This is a genomic window from Flavobacterium sp. (genome assembly GCF_023151265.1).
In the GTDB taxonomy this organism is placed as follows: domain Bacteria; phylum Bacteroidota; class Bacteroidia; order Flavobacteriales; family Flavobacteriaceae; genus Flavobacterium.
In genome coordinates this window covers 36,547-49,088 of record NZ_JAKLJH010000029.1, presented here as the reverse complement: position 1 = coordinate 49,088, position 12,542 = coordinate 36,547, and the positions used below count along the sequence as shown (strand labels likewise).

The 12,542-nt window shown below is 30.8% G+C and carries 13 protein-coding genes and 1 pseudogene; 8 read left to right on the top strand and 6 right to left on the bottom strand.

Features of this window, described 5'->3' with window-relative positions; translation table 11 throughout:
* Positions 1–291 precede the first annotated feature (291 nt).
* The 6 genes from L6Q46_RS04295 to L6Q46_RS04270 all read left to right on the top strand — a co-directional run bounded on the left by L6Q46_RS04295 (position 292) and on the right by L6Q46_RS04270 (position 6,226).
* A complete protein-coding gene (locus tag L6Q46_RS04295) occupies positions 292–1,380 on the top strand; it encodes a glycosyltransferase family 2 protein (protein WP_291283270.1) in 1,089 nt (362 codons plus the stop codon).
* A 51-nt stretch (positions 1,381–1,431) separates the two neighbouring features.
* Entirely contained in the window at positions 1,432–2,451 is a 1,020-nt protein-coding gene (locus L6Q46_RS04290) for a polysaccharide pyruvyl transferase family protein (protein WP_291283269.1), read from the top strand.
* 10 nt (positions 2,452–2,461) lie between these two features.
* Positions 2,462–3,028, top strand: coding sequence for an L-threonylcarbamoyladenylate synthase (locus L6Q46_RS04285; RefSeq protein ID WP_291283268.1), 567 nt, complete (start codon positions 2,462–2,464; stop codon positions 3,026–3,028).
* Between the two features lie 65 nt (positions 3,029–3,093).
* The gene (locus L6Q46_RS04280) at positions 3,094–4,509 is read left to right on the top strand and encodes an HD domain-containing protein (protein WP_291283267.1); all 1,416 of its coding nucleotides are present in this window, start codon (positions 3,094–3,096) and stop codon (positions 4,507–4,509) included.
* A 74-nt stretch (positions 4,510–4,583) separates the two neighbouring features.
* Positions 4,584–5,603, top strand: a complete 1,020-nt coding sequence (locus L6Q46_RS04275; RefSeq protein ID WP_291283266.1) for a COX15/CtaA family protein — start codon at positions 4,584–4,586, stop codon at positions 5,601–5,603.
* A gap of 47 nt (positions 5,604–5,650) precedes the next feature.
* The gene (locus tag L6Q46_RS04270; RefSeq protein ID WP_291283265.1) at positions 5,651–6,226 is read left to right on the top strand and encodes a hypothetical protein; all 576 of its coding nucleotides are present in this window, start codon (positions 5,651–5,653) and stop codon (positions 6,224–6,226) included.
* Positions 6,227–6,257: 31 nt separating this feature from the next.
* Here the strand turns inward: L6Q46_RS04270 and L6Q46_RS04265 are convergent, their stop codons facing one another.
* The 6 genes from L6Q46_RS04265 to L6Q46_RS04240 form a co-directional block, all read right to left on the bottom strand.
* Positions 6,258–6,851: a thioredoxin family protein gene (locus tag L6Q46_RS04265; RefSeq protein ID WP_291283264.1), complete on the bottom strand. Its 594-nt coding sequence runs from the start codon at positions 6,849–6,851 to the stop codon at positions 6,258–6,260.
* A gap of 93 nt (positions 6,852–6,944) precedes the next feature.
* Positions 6,945–7,433, bottom strand: a complete 489-nt coding sequence (locus tag L6Q46_RS04260) for a TlpA disulfide reductase family protein (protein ID WP_291283263.1) — start codon at positions 7,431–7,433, stop codon at positions 6,945–6,947.
* Between the two features lie 62 nt (positions 7,434–7,495).
* On the bottom strand, positions 7,496–8,248 hold the full coding sequence (locus L6Q46_RS04255) for a LytTR family DNA-binding domain-containing protein (protein ID WP_291283262.1): 753 nt from the start codon (positions 8,246–8,248) through the stop codon (positions 7,496–7,498).
* Between the two features lie 76 nt (positions 8,249–8,324).
* On the bottom strand, positions 8,325–8,693 hold the full coding sequence (locus L6Q46_RS04250) for a 2TM domain-containing protein (RefSeq protein ID WP_111566790.1): 369 nt from the start codon (positions 8,691–8,693) through the stop codon (positions 8,325–8,327).
* Positions 8,694–8,717: 24 nt separating this feature from the next.
* The gene (locus tag L6Q46_RS04245; protein ID WP_291283261.1) at positions 8,718–10,055 is read right to left on the bottom strand and encodes a 2TM domain-containing protein; all 1,338 of its coding nucleotides are present in this window, start codon (positions 10,053–10,055) and stop codon (positions 8,718–8,720) included.
* A 10-nt stretch (positions 10,056–10,065) separates the two neighbouring features.
* The gene (locus tag L6Q46_RS04240; RefSeq protein WP_291283260.1) at positions 10,066–10,686 is read right to left on the bottom strand and encodes a hypothetical protein; all 621 of its coding nucleotides are present in this window, start codon (positions 10,684–10,686) and stop codon (positions 10,066–10,068) included.
* A 357-nt stretch (positions 10,687–11,043) separates the two neighbouring features.
* On the opposite strand from L6Q46_RS04240, the gene L6Q46_RS04235 reads away from it, so the two are divergent.
* Together L6Q46_RS04235 and glsA are read left to right on the top strand one after the other, a co-directional pair.
* Positions 11,044–11,637 carry an HPP family protein gene (locus L6Q46_RS04235; RefSeq protein WP_291283259.1) on the top strand — a complete coding sequence of 198 codons (594 nt, stop codon included), beginning with the start codon at positions 11,044–11,046 and terminating at the stop codon, positions 11,635–11,637.
* A 27-nt stretch (positions 11,638–11,664) separates the two neighbouring features.
* Positions 11,665–12,481, top strand: a pseudogene (gene glsA / locus L6Q46_RS04230) (glutaminase A).
* The last annotated feature ends 61 nt before the right edge of the window (positions 12,482–12,542 follow it).

Below are 12,542 nucleotides of genomic sequence, written 5' to 3'. Positions count from 1 at the left end.
ATGATTTTGAAGCAACTCCTACATAATCAATTTTATGATTTCTATTTTTAAAATACTGAAGCAAGGCAAACGCTCTGGTATTATTTCCTTGATTTAAAGCGGCTGGATTTTCGGGGTAGAAATAAAGTATCTTCATTAGATTATTACTTATTTTCAGCTAAAATATATTAAATAAGTTATTGAATTATTATAAAAATAAAAGTAACACATTAATTGCTAATTACAGTACTCAATATAACTATTTAATATCTAAAAATAATAATATATTTGTTTAATTAAATAGAGCATTATATGAGGCCTTCTATTTCTATTATTGTCCCTTGTTTTAATGGAGAATCATTCATAAAAAACACGATAAACTCAATAAAAAATCAAACCTTTACAGAATGGGAATGTATAATTATTGATGATGGTAGCAAAGATAACAGCAAACAAATTATTAATAATGAAATAGAAGACGACAACCGATTTTGTTTTATTACTCAAGAAAATAAAGGATTATCAAGTACAAGAAATTACGGTATTAATCTTGCAAAGGGAGCATATATCTTTTTTTTAGATTCTGATGATAGTATCCCCGAAAATGCTTTAACTGATTTATTTCAAATTATTGAGTCAAATAAGAATATCGATATCGTTTTTGGTCAAACCTTATGTACAAATGGTCAGGAATTACAACCTGTTAAACATCTTTTAAATGAATGGACAAAAAATGAATTACTTCATAATATTGAAGATAGTTTTATTAAATTCATGGTTGAAAACACCACGACTTGTATAGCGCAAAATCGTTTGTATCGTTTAGAATTTTTAAAAAATCATAACTTGCAATTTCACAATGGAATCTTACATGAAGATGTGTTATGGTATTTTGAAACTATGTTAAAGGCAAATACGATTTTTTGTTCAGAAAAAACAACCTACTATTACAACGTAAGTAATGAAAATGCAATAACGAAAAACATTAAACAAAAGAATATTTTTGACTATTTAACGATAATTGAGCAAATTTATGATAAGTACTATCTAAAGTGCAACAACAAAAAAACAAAAGATTTAATTGGAGTATATATCATTTTTTTAAAAATCTACATGTTAGAACTTATTGATAAATGTATTGATACTAACAAAGAAGAAATTTTTAAGAAAATTGAAATTTGCTTTAACAAAACAAACGTGGAAAGAAATATTGTAAAACTAAATATGAAAATCGAAAAAAAAATTTTTATATTCAACTACATTATAAATAAAAAATCTATTCAACTTCTAGACTTATACGGGAATAGAAATTTTGCTATGAAAATACTATTTAAATTATATAAATTTATTTATCAAAGCTCATTCAATAAAATAAACAAAAACTATTATAAAATAGCATAATTAAAAATATTTTACTATTTTCATAAATACATAAAATTAAAGAATTCAAGCATGAAAGAAGCTTTATTAAAATATGATTTCACAGACAATGGATTAAATATTGGTGACTATATCCAAAGTTTAGCCGCTAAACAATTTTTAAACAATCAAGATCCTATTTTAATTAGTAGAGAAGCTTTAAACAAATACGATGGAGAACAGGTAAAACTAATTATGAATGGTTGGTTTTTAATGAACGGGGAAAATTTTCCTCCTTCGGAAAAAATAACACCTTTATTGGTTTCGCATCATATTAACACTTCAGTACATTCACATTTTAGAAAGGAAGAAGTTGTTAATTTTTATAAAAAAAACGAACCTATTGGATGCAGAGATTACTTTACACTCGAGTTTTTAGAAAGTTTAGGAGTAAAATGTTATTACACAGGTTGTCTTACCTTAACATTATCAGAAAAATATTGTTCAAACGAAAAAAACGACAACATTTACTTTGTTGACCCAAGATATAAAAAAGCAAGAGGTTTAGCTGATCAATTAACTCGTATGTATTTATTGATAACGAAATTTAATACTATTAGTGTTATCCGTTCCAAATACATTAGATATAACAACAAAAAAAGTTGGAGAAAAACTTTAGATTTTTATCGATCATTTTCTCAAATATTCGAGGACGAAGTTTTAAAAAAAGCAATCTACGTAAAACACTATATGCCAGCTGATAAATTCAACAATGATGCCGAAATATTTGCTTATGGTGAAGAATTATTAAGAAAATATGCTTCGGTAAAATATGTAGTTACATCTAGAATTCATTGTGCTTTGCCAAGTTTATCTTTAGGAACTCCTACGTTGTATATTGATATTCCAAACGACCATAACGTAAGCTCTTGTAGACTAAATGGAATTAAAGAATTTTTTCACATTATCCACACAAACGGAACCAAATTATCTTGTGATTTATTAAAGCAAGGTGAAAAATTCAGTTTAAAATCATCTTTTACAAATAAAGAAGATTTTATTTCAGTAAAAGAAAAAATTAAAAAAACAGTAATCGATTTTATAAAAAATTAAAGATTTACTAATGAATATACCAGAAGAAGTACACAACGCATTCGAAGTCATTAAAAATGGCGGCATTATCTTATATCCAACCGATACCGTTTGGGGAATTGGTTGCGATGCTACTAATGAAGAAGCTGTAAAAAAAATCTATACTTTAAAACAACGTGAAGAAACCAAAAGCATGATTGTTTTGATGAATGGCGAACGCATGATGTACAACGTTTTCAAAGAAATTCCTGATGTGGCTTGGCAAATTCTAGATTTATCGGAAAAACCAACCACTTTAATCTTAGATAATCCTCGAAATGTAGCCAAAAATATCGTCGCAGAAGATAGCACTTTAGGCGTTCGAATAGTAACGGAACCTTTTTGTTTTAAGTTGATGGAACGCATGAAAAAACCATTAGTTTCTACTTCAGCAAATATTTCTGGAGAACCTACACCAAAAACTTTCAAAGAAATTAGTCCCGAAATTATAAAAGGTGTCGACTATGTAGTAAATTTGCAGCACGATAAAGTTTGCAAAAATCCTTCTACGATAATTAAATTAGGTTTAGATAGCCAAGTAAAAGTGATTCGCAAATAATTTCGTTTTAAGCACAAAGCATTCAATAACTTGAAACTTTGAACTTGAAACTTGAAACAAAAAGCATGAATTACAAACAACATTTAGAACATAACATCTTCAAAATCATTTCGCAAGCAGCTCAAGAACTCAACTTGGAATGCTATGTAATTGGTGGTTTTGTCCGCGATATATTATTAAACCGAGACCATAAAAAAGACATTGACATCGTTGCCGTTGGTAGCGGAATTGAACTAGCTTTAAAAGTTTCTGAATTGATTCCTTTCCATCCAAAAGTGCAAGTTTTTAAAAACTACGGTACAGCGATGTTACGCTACGATGATATTGACGTGGAATTTGTAGGTGCTCGAAAAGAATCGTACACACACGATAGCCGAAATCCATTAGTAGAAAACGGAACGCTAAAAGACGACCAAGAACGAAGAGATTTCACAATAAATGCCTTAGCTTTTTCATTGAATTCTGAAAACTTTGGTGATTTAGTTGATCCTTTTAATGGTGTGGAAGATTTGAAAAGCAAAATCATCAAAACACCTTTAAATCCAGATATTACCTATTCTGATGATCCGTTGCGAATGATGCGTGCGATTCGTTTTGCTACGCAATTGAATTTCGAAATCGAATCGGAATCTTTAGATGCGATTTCTAAAAATAAAGATAGAATTAACATCATTTCAGGAGAACGAATTGTTGATGAATTGCATAAAATTTTAGCTTCAGATAAACCTTCCATCGGTTTTTTACATTTGTACCAAACGGGTTTATTAGATATCATTTTACCTGAACTTACAGCTTTAAATAACGTCGAAGAAGTCGAAGGTCACACACATAAAAACAATTTTTATCACACTTTAGAAGTTGTGGATAATATTTGTCCAAATACTGATGATGTTTGGTTGCGTTGGTCGGCATTGTTACACGATATTGGAAAAGCCCCAACCAAAAGATTCAACAAAAAACAAGGTTGGACGTTTCACGGACATGAATTTTTAGGTGGAAAAATGGTCAAAAAAATATTTGAACGTTTGCACATGCCTTTGAATCATAAGATGAAATTCGTTCAAAAAATGGTGATGATGAGTTCGAGACCAATCGTCATTGCGGAAGATATTGTTACCGATAGCGCGGTTCGTCGTTTAGTTTTTGATGCAGGCGAAGATATCGATAGTTTGATGACCTTATGTAAAGCCGATATCACTACAAAAAATCCAAAGAAATTTCAGAAATACCACAAGAACTTCGACATAGTAAAAGAAAAAATTGTGGAAGTGGAAGAGAAAGACCGCGTTCGTGTTTTCCAACCACCTATTTCGGGTGAAGAAATTATGGAACTATTCGGATTAAAACCTTGTAGAGAGATTGGAGTTCTAAAAGAAGCCGTTAAAGAAGCTATTTTAGAAGGTGAAATTCCGAACGAATACGAAGCTGCTAAGGATTTTGTCCTAAACAAAGCTTCAAAAATGGGATTGAAAAAAGTATAAAAATTATAATCTGTTAAAGCACTTTTCAAATGCACATTATGTAAATTTGGGGTGCTTTTTGAATATCAAGAAAAATGAAAACAAATAAATCAGTCATTTATTGGCTACTTTCGGGATGTGTTTTGTTATTTATCATGGTTACGGTTGGTGGAATTACACGTTTAACCAACTCTGGTTTATCCATGACCGATTGGCATTTAATCAACGACACCTTCCCTCCTATGTCAGAAAAAAAATGGGTGGAAGCTTTTGAAGAATACAAGAAATATCCAGAATATCAAAAAGTAAATCAATATAAAGATTTTCAATTAGACGATTACAAATTCATTTTCTTTTGGGAATGGTTTCACCGTTTTATTGGCCGTATTATTGGTGTGGTTTTCATTATTCCATTCATCTATTTCCTAATCAAAAAACAATTAGATAATGAAACCATCAAAAAATGTTTCATTCTATTGGGAATGGGAGCTTTTCAAGGATTCTTGGGTTGGTTCATGGTAGCCAGCGGTTTAAAAGACATGCCCGATGTGAGTCACTTTAGATTAGCAATTCACTTAACGTTTGCTTTTATTACGTTTGCATATACACTTTGGGTTGCTTTAGATTTAATTTATCCTGAAAGAAAATTACCTGTTTTAGAATTGCGAAAAATTGCCCGAATTGCTTTGGTAATACTTATCATTCAAATTATTTATGGTGGATTTGTAGCGGGATTAAATGCTGGTTTAATTCACAATCATTGGCCGTTAATGAGCGATGGACAATTCTTTCATGAGAGTATACAATTAGAACAATCGAATTTATTATTAGCATTTACAGAAGGAAAAAGTGGCGTGCAATTTATTCACCGAACTTTTGCCTATTTTGTAGTTGGAATGATTGTTTTCTTATTTATAAAAAGTAGAAAATTTGTGTTGGACAAAACGCAAGATAATGGAGTTAAAACGTTGTTGGTTTTTGTTTTCATTCAATTCATCTTAGGGATTTTTACATTATTATTCCACGTGCCTCTTTGGTTAGGATTAGCACATCAAATTATGGCGTTCTTTTTATTAACAGCGATGACGTTTACGTTGCATAGATTTAGTAAATAATGAGCCGAATAATTCTTCTGTTTTTTACTTTTTTCTGTTTAAATACATTGAACGCTCAACATAGAGAAGTTGTTATTTTCTTTAATGATTCTACTTCATTAGAGGGTTTTGGAGAAGTTAGAAATGATAAAATTTATTTCAAACTTGAACAAAAAGACGAGCTAACCGAGTGGGATTATAATTCGGTTTATGCAATTCATTTTGTTGGATATGGATTTATAGAAAAATATGAATATGTAAGCTCAGATAAATACAGAAAACCTCGGATAATGGAATTAATTGAAGAAGGAAATGTGTTATTATATGAATTACCCAAAGAAATTATCATAACAAATATTGTTTCAAGAATAAATTATGAAGTTAGAAAAACCAGTAATGACTTTGATATAAATAATAATCCCAATAACCCAGTAAAATCTATTAAAGAATATTTTATAAAAATGCCTAATAATGAAAAGGCAATTGATATAGTTTTTAGCTTCAAAACAAGAGTTGAAAGATATTTTTCTGACTGTCCTGAATTAATTGAAAAAGTAAACAATAAAACATTTACAAAATATACTATCCCTGAAATGATTATTTTTTACAATGATTATTGTAACGATGAACTTTTAAGAGATTAAAAAAGGCGAAACAAATGTTTCGCCTTTTTTATTACTTTTTAACCTTAATAGAACAACCAATTGCTTTCGTTGTATTTGGTGTTGGTTCCTCACCTTTTTCCAATGCGGCAATGGCATTTTCTAAATATTTTTCTTTAACCTGAGAAGCATCTTCAACATTATCATCTATTGCTCCAATGTATTTCACAACTAAATTCTTATCTAATAAAAATACGTGAGGTGTTTTCGTAGCACCATATTGCGGATAAATTTTCTGACCTTCATCAAATAAATACGGGAATGAGAATTTCTTCTCTTTAGCTCTTTTTTGCATCAATTCGAAACTATCTTCTGGTTGCGCTGCTGGATCATTTGGGTTAATTGCTAACAAAACATAGCCTTTTGATTTGTATTTCTTAGCCAAATCAATAATTCTATCCTCATATTTTACGGCAAACGGGCAATGGTTACAAGTAAAAACTACGATAAATCCTTTCGCGTCTTTGTAATCCGCCATGCTGTACATTTTATTGTCGACCGATTTTAATTTGAAATCAGTAGCCTTATCTCCTACTTTATAACCTGTAGGATTTGTAAAACTCATTAAAACGCCCATTAATAAGGCAAAAAATCCAATTCTTTTCATATATGTAAAATTTATTTGTTATCGGTCATATATGTTATCGCCTTTTTTTATTGGTGTTTGCTTAGGCAAACTTGTTTAAGTGGCGATTTCATATTAATTTAATTTGGTTAGTGATTCATTTACAAACTGATTTAATTCTTCAAACGAAGCAAATTCTTGTTCTACGAAAATGCCTTTATTTCCATTAATAATCCAAGTAGCTGGAATGGAACCCGACCAATTTTCATCGACTTTTGAAATCCAATTGTTGAATTTTTTATCAGCCATATAAGTGGTTACAAAAGTGTAATTCTTTTTTTTAAGAAACGGTTTCAATTTATTTTCCACTTGTTTATCAAAATCTAAACTTACAGTTACGACTTTTACATTAGGATTTTCTTCATGTAATTTTTGAAAATAAGGCAACTCTTTCACACAAGGCGCACACCAAGTTGCCCAAAAATTAATTACTAAAGATTTTTCTGAATTATTTTGAATGTAAGCATTCAATTCGTCAAAGTTTTGAAACGTAATTAAGTCTTGAGCTTTCGCAGAAAAACTCAAAAAGAAAATCGAAATTACTATGAAACGAAAATATCTCATCTACTTTTTTATCAAAAATAGTGAGATATTTATTTTGTTTGCTGTTAATTAACAATTCTTTATCAACCAATCCATTCCTTAAAATCACCAACACGTTCTCTTGCTACAATCACCTCATCGTCTTTGTATGTTGGTAAAATGATTTTTAATCTTGAATTCGAATACACTTGAATTTCCTTTACTGCTTTCAGTGGAACAATGAATTTTCGGCTTACGCGATAGAATTCTTTTGGATTGATTTCGGCTTCAACAACTTCTAAAGTAGAATCGATTAGATAATCTCTATTGTCTAAGGTGTGAATATAAGTTCCTTTGTTTTCGCTATAAAAACATTCTACTTCATCAATTGAAATGACTTTTAGTTGTTGTCCAATTTTTACCGAAAAACGCTTTTTGTATTCTTTCTCAACTGGATTGATTAACATGCGCTTTATCGCTTCAAAATCTAATGAAATATTTTGTGCTTGGTTTCTGGCTTTGAATTTATTGACCGCAACCTCTAAATCTTCTTCATCAATTGGTTTCAACAAATAATCAATACTATTCAATTTGAAAGCTCGTAACGCATATTCATCATAAGCGGTTGTGAAAATCACGGCGCTTTTAATATCAATTTGCTCAAATATCTCAAACGACAAACCATCAGACAATTGAATGTCCAAAAAAATCAAATCAGGATGCGGATGGTTTTGAAACCAAGCAATAGCTTCTTCCACAGAATGTAACATCGTATTTACTTGCAATCCTAATTTTTCAACCTTGCGTTGCAACAATCGTGCTGCTGGTTTTTCGTCTTCGATAATTAATATGTTCATTGTATTTTTGTTTCAGGTTTTAAGTTTCAGGTTTCAAGTTCTTGTGTTGTCAACTGCGACTGAAAACTGCGACTAATTATTCCCACTTATTCGCTTTTTCTTTCTCCATAAATTCCTTTATCTTGCGTTCTTCCCAGTTTTGTCCCATGATAAAATCAGGTAAAAATACTGATAATCCGTGAGCTAATAATCCTAATCCCCAAAAGAAAGCGGTGAAGAAATTATGCGCTTGAAAATAACTTTCGCCATCTTTTAAGTTTTGAATATTGATAATCACAATCATAATATTAATAACCAAATAAACAACTGCGTGTGTATAAAATCCTTTAATTTTCTTTACTCTTTTAACTGCTTCATAATATCTTGCTTCTTCTGCATTTGATGGAACAAAGTTTTTAAACGCTTCTTTATCCATTCTACTATTGATTCTATCTTGTAAACTCATAATTTCTTATTTTTTAAAATTTAATTATTCCCACTTATTGCTTTTGTCTTGATCTTTTTTCAAAATCTCTTGAATTTTTCGTTCTTCCCACGAACTTCCGTAACCGAAAACTCTAAAAGCGTGAAAAACTAATCCCATTCCCCAACCTAACATCGGAAACCAAAACCATTGAAATCCTGAGAAAGTTCTAAAATTGATAAACACTAAAACCGGAATTACGATGCAATAGGAAATTAAACTTCCGTAAAACTCTTTTATTTCTTTGACTCTTCTTGACGCTCTGTCGTAAGCCGTTTGTTCATTATAATTGTATGTTGTTTCCATAATACTAATTTGTTTTGTTAAAATCGGTAGAAATACTTTGAACTCTTTTTCGTTTTCTTCTACCAATACTTTTCTTTTGGTTAAAATTCCGTAGCGATTCACAATATTTTGTAATCCTACGCCTTTTCGGTCTTGTAAAACTTCTTTTTTCTGAAGATTGTTAGTGATGACTAACTGACCATTTTCAATACTAATCTTTACATGTAGCGGTTTTGCTTCGCTAACTACATTGTGCTTGATGCAATTTTCTAATAACAATTGCAGCGACAACGGAACTACTTTAGCTTCTTCGTTATCAAAACCTTCCGGAATTTCAAAAGTGATGCTGTTTTCAAATCGCATTTTTAGTAAATTCATGTACGTTTTGGCAAATTGTAATTCTTCAGCTACCGAAACTAATTCCTTATCTTTTTGTTCCAAAACATAGCGATAAATCTTGGAAAGCGAAGTCGTAAATTTTTGAGCACTTTCGGGATTTTCCTCGATTAACGAACTCAATACATTCAAACTATTAAAAAGAAAATGCGGATCGATTTGATTTTTTAAACTTTCAAATTGTGCCGAAGCCGTTCCTGCAATGATTTTTTGCTCTTTTAATTTGTTTTCCTGAAACGATTTGTAGAAATAAACCAGGTGAACTACTAACGAAACGATAATCGTAATCACCATTGCCACAACATAATTAGCGGGCATTTCGTTTTGAATAAATTCTTGAATCGTTTTGTTTTCAAACCCAACGTCTTCCAACATTCGCAAAAAGAAAATAGCTAATCCCGAAACAAAAAACGAAGCTAAAAATCCAATTACTAATCTTTTTAAATGAAATCTGTTCTTTTCAAAATACTTATCTAATTGAATAAAAATTAAAGCATTGGCAAAATAAAGTACAACACTATACAACATTGTAAAAATGAAATTCCATTTTAATGAAAGAAGACTTGGTAAACTTCTAGTGATTACAATATTTATGCCTTGAAGTATTGCAAAAATTACAATTCCAATCACTACTGCTTTAACTATTTCTCTTGAATATTTCATTTTAAAAATTTTATTTACAACCCTTTACTGCTTCTTGTGCTTTGTCTAATCCCCAACTTGGATGAAAAGCCGATTCAGGTTTAAAAGTAGCAAAAAGTTCGATTGCTTTTTCAATTTGGGCACACATTGGTTGCGTATCTTGTCCAAAATATTGTGCCATACCTTTTTCAAACGAAGCTTTTTGAAACACAACTCTCGGGTTTTCAGGAGCTATTTTATACGCTTTATTCAAAATATACATCACGTCTCCTGATAACCTTTGTCCGTTTGTCATTGGATCATATACAATCCAAGCGGTGTGAATCATGGCTTGTAGCACTAAAACTTCTGGATTGTCTTGAGCTAATTCGTTACAAACATCTTGTGCTTTTTGAGCCGAATTCAATAAAGACTCCATTTTAGTTTTGTCTTTTTCGCCAAAAGCTTGTGTTGTAGTGATAAAAGCGATGTAGTAATTTGGCAACCAATTTGTTTTTTCAACCGAAGCAATTTTCTCGAATTGAACTAATGCTTCTTTTGAATTTCTTTCTTTCCAAGTTTGTAAGGCTTTTTGCATTCCTTGATCAAACTGTGTTTGCGCTGATACAATTGAAGCGACAAACATTGCGATGATAGTGATTAATTTTGTCATAATTTTAATTGTTTTTACACAGAGCTTCACCGAGATTTTTTGATTTTGATTGTGTTGATTAGAGATTCTCGGAGACACTTTGCTTTTTTTAATTGATTAATACTAATGTTCGTTTTTTGATTTTTGATTTTGATCTTGTTTTTGTTCTTGCGCTTGAACTATCTTATTTTGATGAAGCAAAGTTGCAACAGAAATCGCACCCATAAAATTGAAACTAACCGAACTGTCATTTTTTGAGGATGAATTGTAAGTTTTAGTTTTCTAGTCATGTTTTAATTTAAAAAATTAACTTTGCATTGTTCCTTCTAAAGGAAAAAAATTACAAAAAATTAAACCTCAATTCTTTAAAAAAACGAAATGACAAAAAAGCTAAAACGCAATTACAGAAAAGCAAAATACGTTTTATACAAAGAAACTTTAGTTGATTTTAAAGAACACTTTTGGGCTTTTTTAGGATCGTTTATAGGTTTAGGAATTATAAGTTTACTACAATTTCGGATTTTCTCTGCTTCGGACAATGTTTTTCTTATTGGTTCTTTTGGAGCTACTTGTGTTTTGATTTACGGAGTTATTGAAAGTCCTCTAGCGCAACCTCGAAACCTTATTGGAGGCCACGTTATTTCAGCAATAATTGGAGTAAGTATTTATAAATTATTACCCGATTTAATTTGGGTAGCGGCTCCTTTAGCAGTTTCCTTATCTATTGTTTTAATGCAAATTACAAAAACCTTACATCCACCAGGTGGAGCCACTGCTTTAATTGCCATTGCAGGTTCCGATAAAATAAAAGAATTGGGGTATTTCTATGTGATTTCGCCCGTTTTATCTGGTGCTATTATTCTTTTGATAACTGCTTTAATTTTTAACAATATCCCCTCAAAAAGACACTATCCTTCAAAAGGTAATTTTTTATCAAAAAAAGAGCTCAAAAAACGCATTCCTTTTCTGTAAGTAACTATTTTTACCAAAATTAGTTTCATGGCATACCAAGATATTTTAGACGGAATTTACAACGAAGTCATACAAATCGAAAACACCGGAAAAGTAGCCGATTACATTCCAGAATTAGCAAAAATTGATGCCAATAAATTCGGAATTGCATTCTAAAATTGGAAACGATTTATGGGAACGCGTTGGTTACGAACCTTCTGGAAATTCATTTAATTCCTTAGTACAATTGGAAAATGAAAATGGTATTCCAAGAAATCCATTTATCAATGCTGGTGCTTTAGTTGTTGCCGATTTAATGTTAGATCATTTTGAAAATCCAAAAGCATTCCTTCTTGATTTCGTAAGAGAACTGACAGAAAATCCAAATATCAATTACAACAAAAATGTAGCACAATCCGAAAAAGCTTTTGGTTATAGAAATGCAGCTTTAGTAAACTTTATCAAATCCTTTGGGAACATCAAAAACGAACCCGAAGCAGTTTTAGATTTTTATTACCATCAATGTTCTATTGAAATGACTTGCGTTGATTTGGCTAAGTGCTTTCAAGTATTTGCTAATAATGGCGTAATTCCAAAAAGTGATAAAAAATTCCTTTCGACTAGCAAATGCAAACGCATGAATGCCTTAATGCAAATGTGTGGTTTTTATGATCAAGCAGGCGAATTTACGTTTAAAGTGGGACTTCCAGGAAAAAGTGGTGTTGGTGGTGGCGTAGTTGCAGTTTTTCCAAATCATTATACGGTAGCGGTTTGGAGTCCGAAATTAAACAAAAAAGGAAATTCATTTTATGGCTTGGAAACCTTAGAACGATTAACGACTGAAACCTCATTATCCATATTTTAAAATCTTATCAACAAATCGCAAAAGCAAAAAAGTTTCTCATAAATAATAATTACTTTTGCAT